Raw genomic sequence first — 22,190 nt, forward strand, 5'->3', positions numbered from 1 at the left:
CCATGCGCCCTCATATCGTCGTTCAGTTGGCTGGTGCGCCGCCTCTGCGCATCTTTGCCTCGATAGCCCGTTTCGTCGTTAGGAGCCCGCGCGAAGCCAGGAAAGACCGAGTCACAAATGCGGTCGATATGAAGAAGTTGCTTCGCGTAGCAGACATCGGTGTAAAGTGCAGCGAGCGACCGCATTCCTGAAGGTTTTTCGATGCGGGCCGCGGCGCGACGTGGGCGGCCGGGAGGCGGCGGCCCGCGTTGACAAACCTCGGAAGGAGGAAGCCGCGGGGGGCTTGGATAACCCTATGGGGAAAATGCGTGGGCGGTCGGGGCAGCGGCTGCATCCGGGGTGCGAGTGATGGCGAGCCAAATGCCTGATACGGTCGCAAACGCGCCGGTGATCCCGACAAAGCTGTGCGTTTCTGAGCGTCTGCCGGCTTTGGCCGCGCTGTAAACGGGAGCGCACAAGCTATTTGGACCGGATCAGCGGATTGTAGCCGGTGCTGCTTCGTGTCGGATGAGGGGCGATATGTCATGCGGCCTGCTCCTTGGATGGCGCACGTGCCATCGGTTTCTGGCCGCGCCGGAAGATTTCGACGATGCGCATTGGTCCGCCGCAGCAGGGGCATGGCTCACGCAGGGTGAGCGGGGTGATCTTGGTCTGCGGGTCCGGCACGGCGACCTGTTGAGACCGCTGGACGCAGAGCAAAGCGCGGATTCTGGTGATGTTGGCCTTGCGGGCGGAGCTGGAGAGCAGCCCGTAGTGCCGGATGCGGTGGAAGCCGTCTGGCAGGACGTGGATCAGGAAGCGGCGGATGAACTCCGGCGTGGCCAGCCGCATGACCTTTTGCCGGTCGCCGGATTTGATCCGGTAGTCCTTCCAGCGGAACGCGACGGTATCGGCATCGGCGCTGACCAGGCGATTGTTCGAGATCGCCACCCGGTGGGTATAGCGACTGAGATAGGCCAGCACAGCCTCGGGTCCTCCGAAGGGTGGCTTGGAATAGACCACCCATTCGTTCTTGCGGAACGGGGCGAGCCAGGCGGCGAAGGCTCCCGCGTCAGCCAGTCCGGCGAGGTCACCGAAAAAGTTGAGCGCGCCCGTGCGATGCAGGTCGAGAAAGTCCTCGATGAACAGCCGCCGGAACAGCCGCGACAGCACCCGCACATGCAGGAAGAAGCCCGGGCGGTGGGAGACCCACCGGGTGCCGTCGGGCGACAGGCCGCCGCCCGGAGCGATCATGTGGATGTGGGGATGATGCATCAGCGCTGAACCCCAGGTGTGGAGCACGCTGGTCATTCCAACCCGGGCGCCGAGGCGCCTGGGGTCGGCCGCGATGGTCATAACGGTTTTGGCCGAGGCGCGGAACAGGAGACCGTAGACCGCCTTCTTGTTCCAGTAGGCGATCTGGGCGATCTCCGCTGGCAGGGTGAAGACGATGAGGAAGTATTCCACGGGCAGCAGGTCTTCGGCCCGCGCCGCCATCCAGTCGCGCGCCGCCGGTCCCTGACATTTGGGGCAATGCCGGTTCTTGCAGCAGTTGTAGGCGACATGGTGGTGGCCGCACTTGGCACAGCCCGCCACATCCCGCCGAGCGCCTCGGTCCGGCAGGCCTCGATCGCTGACATGACCTTCAGCTGGGTCAGGCTGACATGCCCTTCATTGGCCTGCCGCCACGCAGGACCATGGGCACGGAAGATGTCAGCGATCTCCAGCCTTGGCCGGAACACCGACCCCGGGGGCTACTCCAGTCCTCATCGCAGGGTCTCGTCCTGAAGCAGCTTCATCTGCTCGAAAGGGCTGACCGTGCCGCGGATCGTCTTCGTCGCCACATGGGTGTATCGTGCCGTCGTCGTCAGCTTGGCATGCCCGGAGCAGCACCTGGATCACCCGCACATCAGTGTTGGCCTCGAGCAGATGGGTGGCGAAGCTGTGTCGCAAACTATGCAGTGTCGCGGCCTTCTTGATGCCCGCCATATGCTTGGCCGAGGTGAACGCCCGGTTCAATTGTCGTGGCGACAGCGGGTTGATCTTGGGCTTACCGGGGAACAGCCAGCCCTCAGGACGGGACTCGCGCCAATAGTCCGGCAACAGATCCAGCAGGCTGGGCGAGAGCATGGCTTTGCGGTCACGCCCGCCCTTGCCGTCATCGGCATGGATCAGCATCCGGTCGCTGTCGATATCCTTGACCTTCAGGTTGCAGACCTCGGATGCGCGGAGCCCCGCTCCGTAGCTGATCCCGAGCGCTGCGCGATATTTGAGCCCAGGGCCGGGCACGGCGGCCATCAGATCGGCCACTTCCCCGACGCTCAGGACAATGGGCAACTTCCGGGGATTGCGGTGGAACTGCATGAAGCGCTTCATCTCGTCGCGACTGCACGTTACGCCGAAGAAGAACCGCAGCGAGATGATGCGCACGTTGAAGGTGCTGGCGGTCACCCCCTCTTGGGTCATCTTGAGCTGGTATGACCGCAGATCCTCCGGCGTGGCGGTGTCCGGCGGCCTCCCGAGGAAGGACGCGAAATGCTTCACATTCCGAATGTGCGCCTTCTGCGTTTTCTCGCACAACCCGCGGATGTTCATGTCCTCGATCATCCGCTGGCGCAGCGGGGTGGTGTTCTTCTCCTCCATGGGAATCTCCTGTCTGACGGTGGGAAGCCCCCCATCGTCAGCCCAGAAAGCTCAGCCACATAGAAAAACGCGGAAATGACGGGCAACGCCAGCCACGAGCGCCATTGCCGCGGAGCGGCTTAGTCCTCCCGCCCTTCGTCCGCGGGGACTGAAACGGTCCTAACCAGACATTCGTTGTCCTCGTCGGCGCTGCCGCGCAGCTTCTCCGAAGCGGTCTTCTGGGCCCGCCGCAGCACCTTTCCGGCTCCTATAGAAGCTCTGCGGGACAAGCCTGCCGATCGCAGCATTCACTCGATCTGTGCCGCAAGGGCGAAGGATTTTGCAAGGGCGCTGGAATTGGATTTTTGCTGCAGTATCGATGAAGGACTGAACAAGAAAAGGAACGGCTGATAGTAGGTTGTGCTGAGCCGACTATTCTGTTGCCCCATCGCTTCGGAGACTTCTCTCAAAGCAGTTCGATCGACGGGCATTCCGGGCCAACGCCATGGCCCGGAGCCATCAGGAACGGTTCAGATCAGGGCTTGTAGGCCGCGTCTTTTTCCCAACCGGCGAAACCAGTTTGCAGAACTACGACGTTCGTTCGACCCGCCACCCGCAGGGCAAATGCTGCTTGGGCGGACAGACTGCCGGTGTTGCAGAAGAGGACTGTCATTCGATCCTCGGGGATCTCGTCAATCCGGTCCAGCACTTCGCGCCATTCGATATTGATGGAACCGGGAATCGTGGCAGCGTCGAACTGCTCTGCGTCGCGTGTGTCGACGAAAAGCGCCGTTTCAAAGACGGCCTGGTCGATCTGTTGCGGTAGTATGATGCCAGCCTCATACTCCGAAAACATCATGTATTCCTGCATAGCCTCGATGGCCGCGTCCTGCGCCAAAATGGGAGTGGAATAGAGGCAAAGCGCGACAGTGGCCGCGCCAAGAATGTGGGACAGTTTCATCTGGGTGCTCCTTGGTTTTCGATCTTATTCGGTGACTTGTGCTTGCAGCTCCGCAAGGAACGCCTCGATGCGTCGGGCATTGGCGCCACGGTCGATCTGCCCAAGGCGCGAGCGTGACCGCATGTCGATGCGGCTGCCTGTCTCGATGTCGGTGACCCGAACTGCCACCTCGTCCTCGAAGCCGAAGACGCGGCTTCGGGCGATGGCTTCGATTTGGTTTTCCGCAGGATCGGCCGAGAGAACCTCCCAGCCATGCGTTTCGACAAGGGTCAACGCCTCTGCGAATGCATCCTCGACCGGGATCGGAAGATCCAGCGGGCGCACGTCAGGATAGGCGGAGCGTTGTGGCTCGGCATTCTGCGCAGGGTAGTCCGTTGGGGTGGCGGTGAACCAGTAGACCGGCGGGTCTTCGGTATCGGTCGAGATGTCGTTTATCGGCGGTGTCGTTCGAGCGGCGATTTCGAAAGCCACTCCGAGGCCTGCAACGGGTAAGGACAGGATCAGGCCAATCAGCGCAATGCTGGCACCGCGCCTCTTGCGGACAGCCCCCCGCCAAAGTCACGAGCGCTGCGACGACCCCCGCTAACGCCGTCCAGACACCCCACCCGGCGATGTCATAGGCTTGGGGCCAAGGCCATCCGCCCGCACGATAACCCCAGACGGACAAAGCAAGAAGCGCAAGGGACACAAGGCCGAGAAGGATCGCCGCAAAGCCAAGGCGTCGTGTTATGTTTTCAAGCATCTGTATCTTTCTGATCGGGGGCGGGATTTAAGCGGGCGTGCGTTTCCATGGATCAGCGAGCCTCCTGAAAGCCGAAAAGAGCACCTACAAGAGCTGTTCAAGAAAGGGCGCAGGTTCTCACGGATGCCGAGGATGTAGGTCATTTCTCTTTCTCCACCGCGATGCGTGGGTCGAGAGCTTGGCCCGAAGCTGGGCCGCGCAGGGGCTGGAGGAGCATCCTGTCGATCCAAAGGTCACGGCGCGTGCGGAACTGTTCGATCCCGATCTCCATGTCCTGATGCCCCCTTGCCGGTTGCGCGACATAGGTGCCTAATAGCCGATCCCACCAAGGCAGGTTGAAGCCGTAGTTCGAATTGGTCTCACGCGGATCGATGGAATGGTGGACGCGATGCATGTCGGGGGTGACCACGAACAGGCGCAGCACCCTATCAACCGGGCGCGGCAGATCGACATTAGCGTGGTTGAAAAGCGCGGTCGCATTCAGGATCACCTCGAACAGCAGCACCGCGACCGCAGGCGGCCCGAGCGCCGCGACCACCGCCAATTTGATCCCCATCGAGATCAGGATTTCCAGCGGATGGAACCGCAGGCCCGTCGTTGCGTCGAAGTCGAGATCGGCATGGTGCATCCTATGCAGCCGCCAAAGTCCGGGAACCGCGTGGAACATGACGTGCTGAAGGTAGATCGCCAAATCGAGCACCAGCATCGAAACAAGGATGGCTGCCCAGGTGGGCCACTCCAGATTGTTGAACAGCCCCCAGCCACGATCCTCGGCCATGACGGCCAATCCGACTGCGAGGATCGGGAATGCCAGGCGCAGGATCACCGTATCCACAAAGACCAGGGCGATATTGTTCGTCCAACGGATCAAGCGCGGGATCTCTCTGCGCCGCCGGGGGGCCGCGACCTCCCATAGCGCCATCGCCGCCAATACGCCCAGGAAAGCGGCAAGTCGGATCGTCGGCTCAGCGGTGAGGATCGTTTCGGTCATGCGGTCGGCTTTGCTCTTGTGGCGCAGGCTGGGTTCGCTATCATTCAATTATTCGATTGAATGATGTAATATCCCGAGGCAGCCCATGTCAATTAGCCCGAAGATGACCCTTCTCGAAGAATATGCCCTTGTCGCGCGGGCCTTGTCGGCCCCCGCACGCCTTATGCTTCTTGAGCAGCTCGCCCAGAGCGAGCGCAGGGTAGAGGCGCTTGCGGAAAAAACCGGGCTCACTGTTGCGAACAGTTCGCAACATTTGCAGCAATTGCGGCGTGCTGGCCTTGTCACCAGTCGGCGCGACGGCAAGGCGATAATCTACAGGCTGACCGACGCGAGGACACTGACGTTGTTGGGGGTTTTGGGCGATGTGGCCGAAAGGAACCTCGCACAGGTTGGGGAGATTCTGCGCGGGCTATCAAACGGCGAAGACGCGCCGGAACCGATCAACCGCAACGAGCTTGCCGCTCGACTGAGTGAAGGGTCGGTGACCGTCCTCGACGTGCGCCCCGCCGACGAGTTCGCCGATGCTCATATCCCGGGCGCGCTCAACATGGCCGTGACGGAGCTGGGCAAGTTCCTGACGGATCTCGACCGAAACACCGAGATTGTGGCCTATTGTCGTGGTCCATACTGTGTCTACGCTCACCAAGCCGTGGCGTTCTTGCGCAAGAATGGCTTCAACGCTCGTCGTCTTGACGGCGGTCTGCCTGAGTGGCGCGAAGACGGTCGAGCCATTCAGGCAACATCCTGATCGACAAAGGCCTTATTCGATGTCGCTACGGGTCGACCTGACTATGTGATCGCACTGCATGCGAGGCCTTCAAAAATGCAATGACAATTCGCCCAGACTTCACATGAGATCTCATGATGGAAGCAACCTCCGCTTAGTGTCTGCTACCGGGTCGCCGTTCATGGACGGCCAGTTGCTGCCGTTGATACGCATGCCGGAGCGCTGCTCTACACCGCGACACACCTCGCGCAACTCTCTTGATACCCGCGCGCGCCACCGCCATTTTGCGTGCGGTAAGCGGCGATGACCGCATAGGGATGGACTGAGATGTTCGAGATTTGGGGGCCCATTCTGGCGGGGCTGGTCGCGCTGGTGGTCGGAGGCGAGCTTATGGTCCGCGGGGCGGTCCAGACCGCTGAGCGGATCGGTATCTCACCGCTTGTGATCGGATTGACACTGGTGGGGTTCGGCACCTCGACACCGGAACTGGTGACATCGGTTCAGGCCGGTCTGAGTGGATCGCCAGGCATCGCCTTCGGCAACGTCGTGGGCTCAAACATCGCGAATATCCTTCTGATCGCTGGCGTTTCTGCCGTTATTGCGCCCCTCGTTGTGGCGCGCGTCGCCCTGCGACGAGATGCGATGGTGATGCTGGTCGTCGCCGTGGTCTTCGCTGGGGTCGCGCCGTTCGCTCCGATGGGGCGGATCGCTGGAGTTGGATTGATCGCAGCGCTGGTCGGCTATTTGGGCTTCGTGATCCATCAGGAACGCCAGCACGCTGACCGCGGCGCGATCTACGACAAGACGGTGGCCCTTGCTGACGCGGATCCCGGCCTCGCGCCACCGCATGCACCTCACGGTATTCTCATGCCGCTGTTGCTCGCGTTCGCCGGATTGGGACTCGTGGTTTTCGGTGGCTCATTGCTGGTTGGTGGCGCCGTATCGCTCGCGCGGGCTTTTGGCGTCTCGGAAACGGTCATCGGTCTGACCATCGTGGCGATTGGCACCTCGATGCCCGAGCTGATCACCTCGATCGTGGCGGCGCTGAAGCGTCAGGGCGAGGTGGCTTTCGGAAATGTAGTCGGATCAAACATCTACAATATTCTCGGCATCGGTGGGACGACGGCGCTGATCGCCCCGTCGCGCGTGCCCGAGGAAATCGCGCGATTTGACGCCCCGCTGATGGTTCTTGTCTCACTCCTTCTGGTGGTCTTCGCGACCACCGGGCTACGGATCACCCGATGGGAGGGGCTGGCGCTAATCGCGGGCTACGGTATCTATCTTTGGAAGCTTTGGCCTTGAGAACGTTGGAGCCAAAGGTGAAAACTTTGAAATGTCGAACCCTGGGCGGGGCGGCGTCAAAATCTGAAAAAGCATATGGATCACGAACACCAGGCGCCTTGATAGCAATGCGATTATTGCCAGCGAATAGGGGATTTGGATGAACGAGGCGCGAAAGGATCACTGGGACCGGATCTACGGCAGCAAGAGTGACAGTGACCTCAGTTGGCATCAGGACGCTCCGGAGATCTCGCTCGAACTTGCCGAACGCGCCGGTGTGACGCCGGACACCCGGGTGATCGACGTGGGCGCCGGCACTTCGCGGGTCGTTGACGGCTTGATCGCGCGTGGCCTGCGCGACATTTCCGTTCTCGACCTCTCCCAGACGGCCCTCGACGCCCAGCGTGCCCGGCTTGGGCCGCGCGGCGCGGATGTGGAGTGGATCGTCGCCGATATCACGCGCTGGTCGCCCCAGCGGGTCTATGACCTCTGGCATGATCGCGCCGTGTTCCACTTTCTGGTCGACCCATCGGACCGGGATGCCTATGTGACGCGCCTGTCTCGTGCTCTGCGCATTGGGGGGCACGCGATCATCGCGACCTTCGCTCCTGACGGGCCGGAGACCTGCAGCGGCCTTCCCGTTCGTCGCTACAGTCCGGAGGCCCTTGGCGGTGTGCTGGGCCCCGATTTTGAGTTGGTGGCGAAACGGTTCCAGAAACACACGACGCCCTCAGGCAACCTGCAGTCTTTCCAGTTCAGCCTGTTCCGGAAGCTCCGCTGATCGGCCCCTGTGCAGCGGGGTCAGCCTATCGCGTCGTGATCGTCGGCGAGACATTCCGAGTGGTCGCGCAGCACCTCCAGCACCCGGCACTCCGAGGCTGTCCCACCCCGACATTCGCCGATCATCCGTTCCAGCTCGCTCCTGAGCGCCTCAAGCCGCGCGATCCGGGTCTCGACCTCGCGCAATTGCCGCCGCGCGATCGAATCCGCGGCCCCGCAATCGCGCGCAGGGTGATCCGACAGGTCCAGCAATTCGCGGATCGCCTCGAGCGGGAAGCCGAGCTGGCGCGAGTGGCGGATGAAGGCGAGCCGGTCGAGATCGGCATCATCATAGCGCCGCTGACCGCCTGCGGTCCGCCCCGGTTCGGGCATCAGGCCGATCTGCTCGTAATAGCGGATCGTCTGCACCTTGGTGCCGGTGCGGCGGGCCAATGTTCCGATCGTGTGCATGTCGCTCCCTTTCACGGCTACGTGAGGTCGAATTTCCCTCTTGAACCTATAGTTGCTGTAGCTCTTATCTTCTCCTCTGTCGAGAAATCGAGAGTGAGAGGATGGTATCGGATGACCGAGGCGAAAGACCTTCAGGAATGGCGCGTGACCGGCATGGATTGTGGCGCCTGCGCGGCGAAGGTGCGCGGCGCGGTCGAGGCTCTGCCCGGTGTGGACGCTGTCGAGGTCACACTGATGAACGAGCGGCTGCGGTTGCGGCTCGACACGGCCACTACCTCGCGCGAGAGCGTGGAGAAAGCGATCCGCCGCCTCGGCTATGGCGTCTCGGCCAAAGGGGCTGCGCCGGAAAAGCCCAAGGGCGGCTTCATCCTGCCTGACGGCGCTTTCCCCGGATCAGAGAAAAGCGCGGATGAGCCGGATAGCCCGGCCCAAAGCATGGATACCCGGCCTACCGATCCGTCATGGTATGCGACCCCGAAGGGCCGTTACCTGATCGCGACCGGGCTTCTGCTGGCTGCGGCATGGATGGTCGAGCTGTTGATCGGCGGGCCGGTCGCGCATTGGGCCTTCGTGCTCACGACCGTGATCGCAATTGCCCCTGTGACCAAGCGCGCCGCCCTGATGGCACGGGCGCGGATGCCCTTCACAATCGAAATGCTGATGAGCATCGCAGCGATCGGCGCGCTCTTCGTCGGTGCGGCGGAGGAAGCGGCGCTCGTGGTCTTCCTGTTCGCGGTGGGCGAGATGCTCGAAGGGCTTGCGGCGTCGCGCGCCCGCGGTTCGATCCGGGCGCTGGCCGATCTGGTGCCGAAGACCGCGCGGCTGGTTGTCGGCGACCGCATTCGCGAGGTTCCCGCCGACAGCCTCGCCATCGGCCAGATCGTGCAGGCCCGCCCGGGTGACCGCATCCCCGCCGATGGCAACATCGTCTCCGGCAGTTCGGGCGTCGATGAAAGCCCGGTGACGGGCGAGAGCGTGCCGGTCCTGAAAGAGCCCGGCGACGCGGTCTTCGCCGGAGCGATCAACACCGAGGGTGAGCTGCGCATCCGCGTCGAGAAAACCGCCGAAGACAACACGATCTCGCGCATTCTGCACCTCGTGGAGGAGGCCGAGAGCGCGCGCGCCCCGGTCGAGCGGTTCATCGACCGGTTCAGCCGCGTCTACATGCCCGCGGTTGTGGGCGTGGCGCTTCTCGCCGCGATCGTGCCGCCGCTGGCCTTCGGCGCGCCGTGGGAGACGTGGATCTATCGCGGCCTTGCGCTGCTGCTGATCGGCTGCCCCTGCGCGCTGGTGATCTCGGTTCCCGCCGCGGTTGCGGCGGGTCTCTCGACCGGGGCGCGCCACGGTCTGCTGATGAAGGGCGGCGCGGTGATTGAGACGGCCGCCAGAACCAGCCTCGTCGCCTTCGACAAGACCGGCACGCTGACCGAGGGGCGGCCGCAGATCACCGATCTTCTGCCGCTGAACGGGGCCGAGGCTGAGCTTCTCGCCACCGCCGCGGCGGTCGAGACCGGTAGCAGCCACCCGCTGGCACAGGCGATCCTCGCCCGGGCGGAGGCGGGCGGCATCGCGGTGCCGGAGGCGACCGAAGGCATGGCGATCCCGGGCCGCGGCGCGCGGGCCAAGATCGACGGCGAGGTCTGGAATGTCGGGGCACCGCGCCTCGCGACCGAAGCGGGCGTTCTCAGCGCCGCCGACAGCGCCACCGTCCGCCGCCTCGAAAGCGCGGGCAAAACCGTCGTCTGCGTCTTCACGCCCGGGCGCCTTCTGGGCCTGATCGCGCTGCGCGACGAGCCGCGCGCCGATGCGGCAGAGGCGGTCTCCGCGCTCAAGCAAATGGGGATTTCCTCGGTCATGCTGACCGGCGACAATCCGGTGACGGCTCGCGCGATCGCCGACGGGTTGGGCATCGAAGCCCGTGCCGGGCTGCTGCCCGAGGACAAGGTGACGGCAGTGCGCGATCTGGCCCGCGATGCGCATGTGATGATGGTGGGCGACGGCATCAACGACGCCCCGGCGCTCACCACCGCGCATCTCGGTATCGCGATGGGCTCGGGCACCCATGTCGCGCTCGAGACCGCCGACGGCGCGCTGCTGCGCGACCGCATCACCGATGTCGTCGAGCAGATCCGGCTGGCCCGCGCGACGATGGCCAACATCCGTCAGAACGTGGCCATCGCGCTCGGGCTGAAAGGGGTGTTTCTGGTGACGACGCTGCTCGGTCTCACCGGTCTCTGGATCGCGGTAATGGCCGATACCGGCGCGACGGTGCTGGTCACGATGAACGCGCTCCGCCTCCTACGGTTCAAGGCGGAGGCGCAGTAGGCCTGAAATCTCTGCTCAAGCGCTGGAGATTTCCTAAATCGACAAACCCCGTGCCGTTCAACCGGGCAGCCGAAAACGTTTGAGGCAACTCGGAGCTGGAGTGCCTACTCTTTCTTTGAAGGAAACCGCCGCGGTAATTTGTGGGATAGCGTGCCCTGAATGGCCGCTTCCAAACGATAGAGGCACCACTTTGTCTTTGTAGCGAACGACAGCTTTCCGCCCATTCTATTGAAAAAGTCTTTGTTGCAGTGCGGCAAGTCTTTCGATTCACTCGTCGATGAGGGGATGGGAGGATTTCGGGATGATGGGTCGGCAGGACGCTCCAGTGCAGCTGTTTTATGATTTCAATCTGGACCGTCATGTCCCGGCCGATCATATGCTGCGAGAGATCGATCTGTTCCTTGACGGCGACAGCCTGCGGGACGCGCTGCGACCGTTCTACAGCCACCTTGGCCGCCCCTCCATCGACCCCGAACTGATCATTCGGATGCTGGTGATCGGCTACGTCATGGGCATCCGATCCGAAGGACGCCTGTGCAACGAGGTTCACCTGAACCTGGCCTATCGTTGGTTCTGCCGGTTGGGCCTAGAGGGCAACGTCCCGGATCATTCGACCTTCTCGCGGCATCGCCACGCCAAGTTCCGCGAAAGCAACCTGCTGCGACAGGTGTTTGAAGCCACTGTGGAGTGGTGCCTGAAGGAGGGGCCGGTCTCCGGAAAGGGCTTTGCCGTCGATGCCAGCCTGATCTCCGCCGACGTGAACAACCACCTGCCCGGTATCGGCGATCTGATCGACTTGACCGTTCAACCCGACACGTGGCACGTTTTCGACCCTTCAAGCGGCGCGAACCTGTCGCTGGCCTAGCGTCGCCCGCGCCCCAAGCAAGGATGATCCGATGACGCCCCTCCCGGCCCTTTGCCGTGACGACCAAGCCAATGCGGCCTCGTTGCAATATCGACTGCAAATATTGCTATTACCTTGAAAAGGAACATCTCTACCCGCAGGAAAAGAAGTTCCGCATGTCAGATGCAGTTCTCGAAACTTATATGCGCGATCTGATCGCGGCGAGCGTCAAGGCGGGGCAGCGCGAGGTGCAGTTTGCCTGACCGGGCGGAGAGCCGACCCTGCTTGGCCTGCCCTTCTTCGAGCGCGTGGTCGCGCTGCAGCGCCACTATTGCCCCGTCGGCGTGACTTGCGCCAATCCGACAGACGCGCCGGTCCCGCTCTACGAACATCGAGCGAAATGCGGACTGCCTTTCCCCGGTTCCAATATCCACCCGAGGGCGGAATTGCGGCGTGGCATACGATGCGGCTGACGGAGGCCTGGCCAGGATCGCGACGGCATTGATGCGCTGGAGTTGCAAGAGGCCCTGTGGGCCTTTGAGGCGCGCGACAAGGCTCGGATCGGCACTTAGAGAGCTATGGCCGGAGGCGAGAACTCGGGTCACGCCAGCTTTACAAAGATCCAAACCTTTTAATTCGCGCGACTTCTGTCAAGATGCTGTGAGGTCGTCCAAAAACATTTCCGAGCCATGCCGCAAAACCCTTTGAGACAACAAGCCGAACGCCCCGCACCCTCCGACGCGCCACAGGCACGGGGCCGTTCGAGACGTAGTCACGCGCATTACATGCTGCTGGGCGGCGCGCTGCTCTTGGCCAGTCTTATGGCCGGGCCTTTGTCTGCGGCGGCACAGACGACCCAGCCGCTGCCCGAGCTGGCCTTGCCCAAGCCGATGCCCGCGCCGCCCATGACGGTGCTGCTTCCCGTTCCGGACGCGCGGATCACGGCGGCGATCTCGACATTGGATGATCTCAGTCAGGATATCCTCAAGCGAACCGGCATTCCCGGACTGGCGGTCGCTGTGGTTCATAACGGACGCACCGTCTATGCGCGCGGCTTTGGCAAGCGCGCCGTTGGAAGCCCGGAGGGCGTCGATCCCGAGACGGTCTTCCTTCTCGCCTCGCTGTCAAAGCCCGTCGGTGCCACCGTTGTCGCCACCCAAGTGACCGCAGGCCGCGTCAAATGGGACAGCCCGATCCACGATTTTCTGGCCGCCTTCAGTTTGGGCGATCCGTGGATCAACGAACATATCACCATCGCCGATCTCTATGCGCATCGCTCGGGCCTGCCCGATCATGCCGGAGACGATCTGGAAGATATCGGGTTCGACCGGAGCGAAATCCTCAAGCGGCTCGCTCTGCTGCCCCAAGGCCCATTCCGGGCGCAATACACCTATACCAATTTCGGCATTACGGCTGCAGCCCAAGCGGTGGCCACGGCCGCAGGCAAGGATTGGGCGCGCCTGTCGGAGACGGCGCTCTATGCGCCTCTTGGCATGGGCGCGACCAGCTCGACCCATGCCGATTACATGGCGCGGGACAATCGGGCCGCAAGCCATGTGCCGGGTGGCGATGGCTATGTGATCTCCGACAAACGCCAGCCCGACGCGCAAAGCCCGGCGGGCGGGGTCAGCTCCAACGCGCACGACATGGGGCGTTGGATGGCGATGGTGCTGGGCGGCGGTATGGCGGACGGGACGCGCCTGATCTCTGAAGAGGCGCTTCTGCCTGCAACCTCCCCGCAGATGATCCGAGGCGCGCCGATGGCGGTCTCTGCGCGCGCGGGCGCCTATGGGTTTGGCTTCAATGTCGATACCCGCTGGTCAGGCCGTGTGATGCTAAGCCATTCCGGGGCCTTCACATTGGGCGCATCGACAAGTGTCGCAATGCTGCCCGAGCTCGATCTGGGCATCGTCGTCTTGACCAATGCACCGCCGACAGGGGCCGCCGAAGCCATCACCGCGAGCTTCCTCGATCGCGCGGAACTGGGGAGGGATACCCACGACTGGCTGGCGGCCTATGCCCCGATCATGGCGCCGCTATCGGCCCCTGTGGGGCAGCTGGTGGGTGCAAAGCCCCCCGCTGACCCTGCCCAGGCAGCGCCCGCGCAAACCTATGTCGGCACCTATGACAATCCCTATTTCGGCCCCGCCTCGATCTCTGAGACCAACGGATCGCTTGTGCTAACGCTTGGCCCGGACCACCGAGCGCTGCCCATGCGCCATTGGGATGGTGACACCTTCGTTGTCTATCCGGTGACCGAGAACCAACCCGCAGGTTCGGTCTCGCGCGTCACCTTTCGCGCAGCCTCCCCCGGACCGGCCACCGAAATGCAGATCGAACACCTGAACGAAGAACATCTCGGCATCTTTCGACGCCCCGACTAACACAGCCGGGTGTGCGCAAAATGCCCCTCAGTCCTCCCAAAGTGCTCAGTCATCGCCCTTTGCGGCCTTCTCAGCGGGTGAGTTTCGCGACCGAGCGGTCATCAGCGATCAAACGCGGCGCAAAATAGGCAAATGCCTCACGAAACATCGGATGCCAACTTGCATCCAATGGCTGGTGCAACGGGTGCCGGAAGAAAACGAACAGATGACCTAATCACCAGCCCGGCCTTCGTGGTGATCAAGGCGGCAGAGGAGTTCCACGAGAAGACGGTCCGACCGAACCAGCTCTGGCAGACCGACTTCACCTACCTGAAGGTCATCGGCTGGGGCTGGTTCTACCTCTCGACCATCCTCGACGACTACAGCCGCTACGTCATCGCCTGGCGGCTCTGCACGACGATGAAGGCGTCTGATGTGACCGCGACACTGGAAGATGCTCTGGTCGCGTCCGGCTGCAATCAGGCCACAGTTGCCAACCGGCCCCGGCTGCTCAGCGACAATGGCAGCAGTTACATCTCCGGGGAACTGGCCGACTGGCTTGCTGACGAGGGCATGGATCACGTCCGGGGTGCTCCCCGCCACCCTCAGACCCAGGGCAAGATCGAACGCTGGCACCAGACCCTCAAGAACCGCATCTTGCTCGAGAACTATTACCTGCCCGGCGCTCTGGAATAGGCGATCGGCGACTTCATCGACCACTACAACCATCACCGCTACCACGAGAGCCTGGGCAACCTCGCGCCCGCCGACGTCTATCTCGGCAGGGCCGAAGCCATCCTGAAAACACGAAAGGAGATCAAAGCCAAAACCATCGAGAAGCGCCGCTTGCTGCATCGCCAGACCGCGGCATAAACTGAAACCACAACGAGCCAGGCCCTCCGTTCTCGATCAGGCCCTCGTGTCCCAAATCATCTCACGACGGACAGGATGGATGGTAGCCCGGGCGACCGGTTCGAGCAGGCACACAACGTCCGAACCCGAGCGCGCGAAGATCAAGCTCATCGACGAGGAGGTCGATGATACGGACCAGATGATCCTCACTAATCCATTCGTCGACGCGCTCGGGGAAAAGCGTGGTTTGCTCCCGGTCGATGCCGTCGATGAAACCCGCCATCCGTGCCTCCCGCTGCCTTGCGAAAGTATACCATGGGCTTAAGTTTCCACACAGCCTCGGCCCGAAGCTGCCATTCGAACAGGGCGCCTCGAAGGCCCCGACCAGCTCTTTCCAGATGCTCGCAGGCCACCGCAGCGCTATCACGGATCGTCCATCGGCCCTGGCGACGCGCGGTCGATCAGTTCCGCGCACATCCGGGTGGATGCCTATATCTATTGCGCTAAGGCATCCAGTTCGTCCATCAGCCCTGAGAACCGTCTCAACTGATCGTATTGCTCTTCGTCGATCCCGTCCGGATCGAAGTGCATCACGTCGTTTCGGATTTCGCGGACCTTATCCAGCTCAGCGCAAAATACGCCCCTGTCTACGCGAAGGTCGAGCAGTTTCCAGTTCTCTGGCTTCTGAATTATCCGAAGATACTCACCAAACGTTAGGTCTACGACAGATTGAATTCGCTCCCTTCTCTCCGAGTCCGTGTCGCCACAGACCTCCTGCAAAGTCTGGGTAGTGAACTTTCCATTCATCAGTTTTCGGATCTGGTTCTCAATCTGTCCGATGAGGAGAAATGGCTCTGATAGAAACTGAAATTGCTCGCTCAGATCTGTCGCGGTGACGATGCCAGTAACCTTCTTGTCGGTTGAGGATCGGACGAAGACGAATTCGTGCTCGATGATCAATTTCGTAGCTTTGAACAGCGCTTCGCTTTCTTCCAGAGCGACGGCCGTCTCCATGGCGTCTCTCACTTCGACGAGATTATTCTCGTGGCTCAAGCGCTTGCCGATCGTCTTCCAGCTAATCGCACCGTTCAGCGTGTGCTCGTTCGACATGACCGCCAGCTGCGAGAAATCGTGCGCCAGCATCAGGGTAATCGCCTTCTCGACGGTATCCTGCGGGTTGACCGAAACCACACCGCAGTTGGCCGCCTTGAGCATGCTGATGAGGAAGTTTGCCTCTTTTGGGGCATAGGCTGCACCATCCTCGCCTTGGTCGCTACCGGTAGATTTGGTAGCAGCCGCTGCAACCGGCGCTTTCTTGAACGTTATTTCTGCGTCAATCCAGACCTTAGTGAAATCTGGGCTGGTTATGATACCCGCATTATCCAACTCGGTTTGTATTCTCTTGACGACGCCGGTGCGGCGCCTGCGGGCACCGAACCAGCGAAGCAACTCTCGGACCGTCGTCGAAGCTTCCTTTCCTTCGCCGATGTCGGCTTTGACCTCTTCGAACTCCTTGTTCAATTTGGTGCCCCTCCGATCATCCCGTTCCGATCGCGGTGAATTGCCCGGACGCTTCTATGCAGTCCCATACGTGGAGGACGAGGCGGAGGCCTCGATATTCCATTGCGGTAATTTATGCCACGGCTTGATTAAATCCAAAAGAAAGAATGACAGCTAGGGACCGGCCGCACCCCTACCCTATTGCTGACGGCCCTGGCTATGCAGAAGCTTTCTTTCTGCACATTGCGGGCCTTGATCCCTGCGCCGCGAATGACCGCTCCCCGCCCCGAACAACCTGGCTCGTCGGTTTCGGCCTTTTGTGGACATTCGCGCGACAGCCATTGCTGCCGCGCAATGCCTCCGAACCAGCATTTGGCGGCGACGTCCAGCATTGTCCGGCAGGCGAAGGCCCCACAGCGGCCAGTTCAGCCGGCCAGCTTATTGCCAGTAAGCCCGCCGGAGTTAGCTGATTGGGCGTAAAGCGGCGGGAATGGGTCAGGTCTGATTGTGGTTATTGGGAGCCGTCCAGCTGCCTGCTAACTTTCCTTCTCGGGGGAGGTGGCTCATTCATCGGCGATTCACGGCAAAAACGCCAACTCGTCTAGAGGTGCTAAGGCTCTAAAGACACCGCCCTTTTTCGCGCTATCAGTTCCGGCGCTATCAAACAGGTTGAGAAGAAGGTCATACACCGGTTCAAAATTGTCGAACCCGTCCGGTAGCGCCTGAATGGCTCTGGCTATCGCGCGATCATCCTCCTCTTCAAAAAGACCAGCAAAATCCCCGTCGATCATCTTTGCGAGGATTGGCACAGCTTGCCCTCCAGCAGCGTTGAGCGCGCTTCGTTGGCCTCTCAATCGCTCTAAGGCGTTGGCTTTGCTATTCGCGTAGACTGCTACGGTTCCATTCAATGCTTCAATCGCTTGAGCCTTCGTCACCCCCGCCTGGTTCAAGAAGTAAAACATCGGCCAACCATTGGCGCTGAACTTGGGCGGATACCTTTACATAGAAGCGTGACGAGGCAGCGACACAGTTCCTCTCTGCACTATCTCGTCAAATGGGTGCCATCCGACAGAATAATTTCGTCCATCGGCACATCCCAAGGCATCGGGTAGATGGTGGGCAAGACGCAGTTTGAAAAGCCGATACCAACGATCCGCGGCTTCTTATCAAAACGGGCGAGCGTGCGGTCGTAATAGCCTCCCCCGTTTCCGAGGCGATGAAGCGTCGTGTCGACACCGACAAGGGGGACGATCACGAGGTCGGGCGTGCGAGGTTCGCCTGCGGCTGGCACGGGGATGTTCCAGACGCCGCGCACCATGCGGCAATCCGGGGTCCACGTATGGAATTCGAGCGGCGCATCTCGTTCGATGACGACGGGCAACAGGACTTCGGCCCCGGCCTCATGTGCCTTGCCCATCCAGCCCCGCAGATCCGGTTCGCCCCGGATCGGCCAATAGACAGCCACGGTGAGGCGGGCATCGAGAGGAACTGTCCGGTCGAGACCGTCAATCAGCCGGACGGTCGCGCGCTCTCGATCTTCTGCGGACAAGGCCCGCGCGGCCACAAGCCGAGCGCGCTCCGCCCGTCTGAATCGCGCCACATCGCGTGCCGCCTCGGGATCGACCAGGTGCCCATCGACCAGAAGATGGGCAAAGCAGGCGGGGGCTCCTCCGGTAGCATCGTCATCCATATCTATGCCATCCGCTTACGTTTCTGAGGCGGAAAGATCGTATCGTATCCCCAAGTGAAAACGAAGGCGTAGACGAGGTAGAAGCCTGCAAAGGACAGTTCCATCACGACAATGGTCAGCAGGGAAGCGTCGAGCCACCATGCGAAAACCGGCAGAAGCAGGGTAAGCAGCGTCACCTCGAAAAGCACCGCGTGAGAGATCCGAATTGGCATAGTCTTACGGACATCGCCACGACGCCAGAGCAGGAGATGATCGAAGGCCAGGTTGAAAAGATAGTTCCAGGCAGTAGCCGCTGTTGCGCCAAGCACGACCAGCACGCCCATTTCCTCCATCGGATGATCGAAAGCCCAGGCGAAAAGCGGCGTTACGATGAGGAGGCCGATGATTTCAAAGCTCACGGCTTGGCGGATACGGTCTGGGGTGCTGCGCATGGAAAATGTTCAATCGTGGGTCAGGCGGTCCAGCGTGCAGAGCTTGTGATTGGGCGAGGTCATCCCCGGGAAGCCTTATGGTGGGACCCGTGCGTCCGCTTTTCAAGCATGGGCGCACGTCGCGCGGTCACGATGTCCAACCTCTCGGTGCGGCCCTCGCCGATCTTGTGCATCTCAAGTGCAGGGCAGCGGAGGACAGCCTCAAGGAAGCTGGCGAGCGCCTCTTCACCTTCAGCAGGCTCGACCCGTCGCAATGGAAATCGGCCAAGACCGCAAACGCCATCAAACGCCTGAACGAGGAATTCCGCCGCCGGATCAAGACCTAGACCGTGCTGCCCTGTGCCGAGACCGTGCCGATGCTGCTTTGGGGGCTACTGGCCTCTTCTTTCGCTATTTCTGTAGACACTTGATCAGCGCTGCTATGGTCAAAACCACCAACACCAGAATAAGAAGGCCGAAAAGCCAACCGATCACCATTTCGAAACTCATTCCATTTTCCATGTCACTCTGGTCCACTGTTTCGTTGTCATGATCTTCGGTCGACGCGCCGCGACGCACGCGGCTATTCGCGACTAACCATCGGCGGGCCGAGCTAATCCACTGCGAACTCCACCGCGAATGAGTGCGGAGACGAGAGCATCCCGATGCCGCGGCCATCGTTGTCTTCCATCACGCTGGGATCTCTCAAACGGCTGTTTGCTGATGCGGTCAGCACAGCGGACGATGTGCGCGGTGCCTCGAGTGGGAGCCGGCCTCACAGTTCGAGCGTGCGTCGAATGGCACCCGCTCCCCACAGCAGCAGGCCGGTGGTCAGCGCGCTGACCCCAACGCTGTGCGCCCATGGCCCCGCAATGCCCGTGTCGCCGAAGGTGATGAGGGTGATGCCGGCCAACGAAAGCCCGAGCCCAGCCATGAGCCGACATTCTCCCGGGGTCGGGCACGGCCTTCGCTCGTCATAGCTCTCCTCCTTCGGCGCGGCGGGATCGCTCCCCGTCACGCTGTTCGCTCCGTTCAAATCGCTGTTTCTCATGGCCTTGCGAACCTCCTTTCGAGATACTCTTTCAGCGCAACGTCAGTCGCATAGATCTATAGCGCGGGTCGGGCGGGCGCCGAATTCTGCCCAATGCGCGGCTTCGAGGTTGCCCACCGGCCCGCGGCGTGTCGGAGCCTGCGGCGGAGTTCCAGGCTCCGCGGTTTTCGGAGCTTCTGACCCCGGCAGCTTCTCCCACGCCACGCTTTGCGGCCAGACGCGATCCAAGAGACGCTGTTGACTGCCGGAAACCCTGCGGCCCGGTAAGCTCGTTTAATCCATATGCCGGTCATCTTCCGGTCGTCCGCGGGAAGCGCGGACTTCAAGTATTGCGCGATTCATAATATTGGGAAAGCAAATATAAATGCGATATGATATTCGCAAATGCGATACATGGGGGATCCATGAACATCGAACATGCCCGAACTTTCCTTGCCGTCGCCGATACCGGCAGCTTCGTAGCGGCCGCCGAAAGGCTTCACGTCACCCAGTCAACCGTGAGCGCTCGTATCCGAGCACTCGAAGATCAGTTGGGCACCAGGCTTTTCACTCGCAACAAGGCCGGCGCGGCGCTGACTGCGGGCGGTGGCCGGTTCCTGAAGCATGCAGCGCAGATGGTGCGAGCCCTCGAACGCGCGCGGCACGACGTCGGCCTTCCTGGACAATTCCGCGCGCGTGTCGTCATCGGTGCGCGCTTCGGCCTGTGGGAAGGGCTGATGATGAAATGGTTCGCCAATATCCAGCGGACCCATCCCCGAGTTTCGTTTCATTCCGAAATCGGCTTCGAGCCTGAACTGATGCAGGCGCTGGTCGACGGGCGGATGGATATCGGAGTCATGTTCACCCCGCAGCGCCGTCCGATGCTCGAGCTCCTGCCATTGCTTACTGAACAGCTGGTGCTCGTCTCTACCGAACCGACCGCTAGCATGCAGCCTGACGGCTATATCCATGTCGAGTGGGGCCCGGAATTCGACAATCAGTTCCGCGCTGGCTTTCCGGAGTTTCCCGGTCCTGCACTCTCGGCCAACATCGCCTGGCTCGGCCTTCAATATCTCAAGCTCAATGGCGGCAGCGGCTATTTTCCCCGGCGTCTGGTCGAACACCAGATCGATAGCGGCGCCCTGTTCCCGGTGCCCGGTGCGCCAGTGTTCGAATTGCCGGCGTGGATCGTGATCCGCGAGGATCGCAACAAAGCGCTTGTTGATCCGATGGTCCAGAGTTTGATGGTTGGCCTTGTGGCGCCTTGATCTGCGATCAATTTCCGCTCTTGTCCTTTCCCAGCGGCCTGTCGCTCGCGTTCGGTATCCTGCTGGAACATTCCCGATCGGTCACCTCGCGTTCGGGCTCGCTGCGTAGTGCTTTCGCGGGATCGAAAAAACTCCTTCCGGCAAGGTTTCGTCCGCCCTTTGGTCGATCGAACCGAGTATGTCTGTCAGAGGCTTCATGCCGCGACCGAGGGTCCATAACTGATCGTTAGACGACCATCCACGCGGGAAGCAGTCGCGCCAGTTCTCTGACCGGCGCGCAAAGCGAGGTGGTGAGCAAAAGCAACCTTGGCAGCTGAGCTCTTGAATTCGTCGTTCACGGCTTCGACTTAAAAGCACGTCAAAACGGGTGTTCCAGGAGATGACGGGCCTGCGCGACCATGCCGTCCAGACGTGCAGCGGCCGTGGGGACATCGTTGAGCGCACCCACACCCTGACCCGCATAGAGTGCCATCGCCTCCAAGTCGCCGGTCGTGGTTCGCAGCGGCGAATCCGTGCTGAAGCGCAGGCGCGGCTGCTCGCCGTCGCGGGCGATGGCCTCGCGCGGAAGACTGTCAGGGTCGTGGCCGAGGTAATGTCCGTCCAGGCTCTCGGTCACGCTATTGGCGATCACCCGCACCGCAGCGCCCTTGGGCCAATTCAGAACGAAAACATCGGTCAGAACCGTGTGGTCGCCGGTGGCCTCCGTGATTCGGGATTTGTGATAGGGATGAGCGAAGGATTCCTCGGTCGCCAGAAAGGCCGTGCCGCATTGCACGCCATCGGCGCCGATGGTCAACGCGGCGGCGAGGCCCTCGCCCGTTGCGATCCCTCCGGAGACGACGACCGGCAGGTCGGTCTGCGCAAGGATTTGCTCGGCCAGCCCGAAAGCCGGGTGTCGTCCATGCACGTGACCGCCCGCCTCGACGCCCTGCGCGATGATCACATCCGCTCCGGCCTCTTCGGCGATCCGCGCGGCCTCGACCGTGCCGACCTGATGCAGAACAAGGCAACCGGCACGTTTCACGCGGGCCACCACGTCAGGCATCACGTCCCAGAAAAAGCTGAAGGCCGGCACGCCAAGATCGAGACAGCAGGCGATCTGCGCATCGAGCAGCGCTGGTTCGGTCGCCGCGGGGATCAAGTTGACGGCAAAAGGTCGGTCAGTCGCGTCCCGCAGCGCAGTAACCTCTGCGGCGATCAGGGCTGGGTCTTCGCGCACCATGCCCAAAATCCCGTAACCGCCCGCATTGGCCACGGCGGCGGCCAGTTCCCAGCGGGAAACGCCGCCCATCCCGGCCAGCAGAACTGGCTGGGCGCACCCCAGCAGGTCGCAAAGCGGTGTGTGCAGCGGGTTTATTGGCTGGTCCGTCATGCT

Annotated in this window: 18 protein-coding genes and 6 pseudogenes; 10 read left to right on the forward strand and 14 right to left on the reverse strand. The window is 61.8% G+C overall.

Annotated elements, in window-relative coordinates; genetic code table 11:
- The 6 genes and pseudogenes from BMI87_RS22700 to BMI87_RS20185 all read right to left on the reverse strand — a co-directional run.
- Positions 1–185 (reverse strand): hypothetical protein (locus BMI87_RS22700; RefSeq protein WP_210402501.1); only part of this gene is annotated, 185 nt, incomplete at its 3' end.
- 337 nt (positions 186–522) lie between these two features.
- Positions 523–1,721: pseudogene (locus BMI87_RS20165) on the reverse strand (IS91 family transposase).
- A gap of 24 nt (positions 1,722–1,745) precedes the next feature.
- Positions 1,746–2,622, reverse strand: a pseudogene (locus BMI87_RS20170) (tyrosine-type recombinase/integrase).
- A 514-nt stretch (positions 2,623–3,136) separates the two neighbouring features.
- Positions 3,137–3,562: a rhodanese-like domain-containing protein gene (locus BMI87_RS20175; protein ID WP_078523298.1), complete on the reverse strand. Its 426-nt coding sequence runs from the start codon at positions 3,560–3,562 to the stop codon at positions 3,137–3,139.
- Between the two features lie 24 nt (positions 3,563–3,586).
- On the reverse strand, positions 3,587–4,033 hold the full coding sequence (locus tag BMI87_RS20180) for a DUF1499 domain-containing protein (protein WP_168175252.1): 447 nt from the start codon (positions 4,031–4,033) through the stop codon (positions 3,587–3,589).
- Between the two features lie 410 nt (positions 4,034–4,443).
- On the reverse strand, positions 4,444–5,295 hold the full coding sequence (locus BMI87_RS20185) for a sterol desaturase family protein (protein ID WP_078523323.1): 852 nt from the start codon (positions 5,293–5,295) through the stop codon (positions 4,444–4,446).
- Between the two features lie 103 nt (positions 5,296–5,398).
- Here BMI87_RS20185 and BMI87_RS20190 point away from each other — a divergent pair, with 103 nt between their 5' ends.
- The 3 genes from BMI87_RS20190 (at position 5,399) to BMI87_RS20200 (ending at position 8,084) form a co-directional block, all read left to right on the forward strand.
- Positions 5,399–6,043: a metalloregulator ArsR/SmtB family transcription factor gene (locus tag BMI87_RS20190; protein ID WP_246831743.1), complete on the forward strand. Its 645-nt coding sequence runs from the start codon at positions 5,399–5,401 to the stop codon at positions 6,041–6,043.
- 306 nt (positions 6,044–6,349) lie between these two features.
- A complete protein-coding gene (locus tag BMI87_RS20195) occupies positions 6,350–7,324 on the forward strand; it encodes a calcium/sodium antiporter (protein ID WP_078523301.1) in 975 nt (324 codons plus the stop codon).
- 139 nt (positions 7,325–7,463) lie between these two features.
- Positions 7,464–8,084, forward strand: a complete 621-nt coding sequence (locus BMI87_RS20200) for a trans-aconitate 2-methyltransferase (RefSeq protein WP_078523302.1) — start codon at positions 7,464–7,466, stop codon at positions 8,082–8,084.
- A 20-nt stretch (positions 8,085–8,104) separates the two neighbouring features.
- Here BMI87_RS20200 and BMI87_RS20205 read toward each other — a convergent pair whose 3' ends face one another.
- Complete coding sequence (locus tag BMI87_RS20205) at positions 8,105–8,533, reverse strand: helix-turn-helix domain-containing protein (RefSeq protein ID WP_078523303.1); 429 nt, start codon at positions 8,531–8,533, stop codon at positions 8,105–8,107.
- Positions 8,534–8,644: 111 nt separating this feature from the next.
- Between BMI87_RS20205 and BMI87_RS20210 the strand changes: the two genes are divergently transcribed.
- From BMI87_RS20210 to BMI87_RS20225, 5 genes and pseudogenes are all read left to right on the forward strand, one after another.
- Positions 8,645–10,858: a heavy metal translocating P-type ATPase gene (locus BMI87_RS20210; protein ID WP_078523304.1), complete on the forward strand. Its 2,214-nt coding sequence runs from the start codon at positions 8,645–8,647 to the stop codon at positions 10,856–10,858.
- A 301-nt stretch (positions 10,859–11,159) separates the two neighbouring features.
- Positions 11,160–11,621 (forward strand): annotated as a pseudogene (locus BMI87_RS20215) (transposase); the annotation flags it as partial.
- Between the two features lie 173 nt (positions 11,622–11,794).
- The gene (locus BMI87_RS22615) at positions 11,795–11,965 is read left to right on the forward strand and encodes a hypothetical protein (protein WP_168173880.1); all 171 of its coding nucleotides are present in this window, start codon (positions 11,795–11,797) and stop codon (positions 11,963–11,965) included.
- A 522-nt stretch (positions 11,966–12,487) separates the two neighbouring features.
- Positions 12,488–14,086 carry a serine hydrolase gene (locus BMI87_RS20220; RefSeq protein WP_143594834.1) on the forward strand — a complete coding sequence of 533 codons (1,599 nt, stop codon included), beginning with the start codon at positions 12,488–12,490 and terminating at the stop codon, positions 14,084–14,086.
- Between the two features lie 204 nt (positions 14,087–14,290).
- Positions 14,291–14,938, forward strand: a pseudogene (locus BMI87_RS20225) (transposase); the annotation flags it as partial.
- Between the two features lie 73 nt (positions 14,939–15,011).
- On the opposite strand, the pseudogene BMI87_RS20230 reads toward BMI87_RS20225, so the two are convergent.
- The 5 genes and pseudogenes from BMI87_RS20230 to BMI87_RS20250 form a co-directional block, all read right to left on the reverse strand.
- Positions 15,012–15,200 (reverse strand): annotated as a pseudogene (locus tag BMI87_RS20230) (IS5/IS1182 family transposase); the annotation flags it as partial.
- A 212-nt stretch (positions 15,201–15,412) separates the two neighbouring features.
- Positions 15,413–16,438, reverse strand: coding sequence for a CBS domain-containing protein (locus BMI87_RS20235; protein WP_078523306.1), 1,026 nt, complete (start codon positions 16,436–16,438; stop codon positions 15,413–15,415).
- 557 nt (positions 16,439–16,995) lie between these two features.
- Positions 16,996–17,379, reverse strand: coding sequence for a hypothetical protein (locus BMI87_RS22330; protein WP_078542318.1), 384 nt, complete (start codon positions 17,377–17,379; stop codon positions 16,996–16,998).
- Positions 17,380–17,459: 80 nt separating this feature from the next.
- Complete coding sequence (locus BMI87_RS20245; RefSeq protein ID WP_078523308.1) at positions 17,460–18,107, reverse strand: 5-formyltetrahydrofolate cyclo-ligase; 648 nt, start codon at positions 18,105–18,107, stop codon at positions 17,460–17,462.
- Positions 18,108–18,109: 2 nt separating this feature from the next.
- Positions 18,110–18,538, reverse strand: coding sequence for a PACE efflux transporter (locus tag BMI87_RS20250; protein ID WP_078523309.1), 429 nt, complete (start codon positions 18,536–18,538; stop codon positions 18,110–18,112).
- 77 nt (positions 18,539–18,615) lie between these two features.
- On the opposite strand from BMI87_RS20250, the pseudogene BMI87_RS22970 reads away from it, so the two are divergent.
- A pseudogene (locus BMI87_RS22970) lies at positions 18,616–18,861 on the forward strand (transposase); the annotation flags it as partial.
- Positions 18,862–19,292: 431 nt separating this feature from the next.
- On the opposite strand, the gene BMI87_RS20265 reads toward BMI87_RS22970, so the two are convergent.
- A complete protein-coding gene (locus BMI87_RS20265) occupies positions 19,293–19,568 on the reverse strand; it encodes a hypothetical protein (protein WP_078523312.1) in 276 nt (91 codons plus the stop codon).
- Between the two features lie 404 nt (positions 19,569–19,972).
- On the opposite strand from BMI87_RS20265, the gene BMI87_RS20270 reads away from it, so the two are divergent.
- A complete protein-coding gene (locus BMI87_RS20270) occupies positions 19,973–20,815 on the forward strand; it encodes a LysR family transcriptional regulator (protein WP_078523313.1) in 843 nt (280 codons plus the stop codon).
- Between the two features lie 358 nt (positions 20,816–21,173).
- Here the strand turns inward: BMI87_RS20270 and BMI87_RS20275 are convergent, their stop codons facing one another.
- Positions 21,174–22,187 (reverse strand): nitronate monooxygenase family protein, encoded by a 1,014-nt coding sequence (locus BMI87_RS20275; protein ID WP_075777504.1) that lies wholly within the window; start codon positions 22,185–22,187, stop codon positions 21,174–21,176.
- Positions 22,188–22,190: the final 3 nt, after the last annotated feature.

Origin of the sequence: Thioclava sp. F28-4, from assembly GCF_002020045.1 — a bacterium.
GTDB lineage: Bacteria > Pseudomonadota > Alphaproteobacteria > Rhodobacterales > Rhodobacteraceae > Thioclava > Thioclava sediminum.

Bases quoted from the DNA above. Each gene is read 5' to 3' on its own strand.
- BMI87_RS20175 (WP_078523298.1), bottom strand. From the start codon at position 3,562: ATGAAACTGTCCCACATTCTTGGCGCGGCCACTGTCGCGCTTTGCCTC.
- BMI87_RS20185 (WP_078523323.1), bottom strand. From the start codon at position 5,295: ATGACCGAAACGATCCTCACCGCTGAGCCGACGATCCGACTTGCCGCT.
- BMI87_RS20190 (WP_246831743.1), top strand. From the start codon at position 5,399: ATGACCCTTCTCGAAGAATATGCCCTTGTCGCGCGGGCCTTGTCGGCC.
- BMI87_RS20195 (WP_078523301.1), top strand. From the start codon at position 6,350: ATGTTCGAGATTTGGGGGCCCATTCTGGCGGGGCTGGTCGCGCTGGTG.
- BMI87_RS20200 (WP_078523302.1), top strand. From the start codon at position 7,464: ATGAACGAGGCGCGAAAGGATCACTGGGACCGGATCTACGGCAGCAAG.
- BMI87_RS20205 (WP_078523303.1), bottom strand. From the start codon at position 8,533: ATGCACACGATCGGAACATTGGCCCGCCGCACCGGCACCAAGGTGCAG.
- BMI87_RS20210 (WP_078523304.1), top strand. From the start codon at position 8,645: ATGACCGAGGCGAAAGACCTTCAGGAATGGCGCGTGACCGGCATGGAT.
- BMI87_RS22615 (WP_168173880.1), top strand. From the start codon at position 11,795: ATGCGGCCTCGTTGCAATATCGACTGCAAATATTGCTATTACCTTGAA.
- BMI87_RS20220 (WP_143594834.1), top strand. From the start codon at position 12,488: ATGCTGCTGGGCGGCGCGCTGCTCTTGGCCAGTCTTATGGCCGGGCCT.
- BMI87_RS22330 (WP_078542318.1), bottom strand. From the start codon at position 17,379: ATGTTTTACTTCTTGAACCAGGCGGGGGTGACGAAGGCTCAAGCGATT.
- BMI87_RS20245 (WP_078523308.1), bottom strand. From the start codon at position 18,107: ATGGATGACGATGCTACCGGAGGAGCCCCCGCCTGCTTTGCCCATCTT.
- BMI87_RS20250 (WP_078523309.1), bottom strand. From the start codon at position 18,538: ATGCGCAGCACCCCAGACCGTATCCGCCAAGCCGTGAGCTTTGAAATC.
- BMI87_RS20265 (WP_078523312.1), bottom strand. From the start codon at position 19,568: ATGAGAAACAGCGATTTGAACGGAGCGAACAGCGTGACGGGGAGCGAT.
- BMI87_RS20270 (WP_078523313.1), top strand. From the start codon at position 19,973: ATGAACATCGAACATGCCCGAACTTTCCTTGCCGTCGCCGATACCGGC.
- BMI87_RS20275 (WP_075777504.1), bottom strand. From the start codon at position 22,187: ATGACGGACCAGCCAATAAACCCGCTGCACACACCGCTTTGCGACCTG.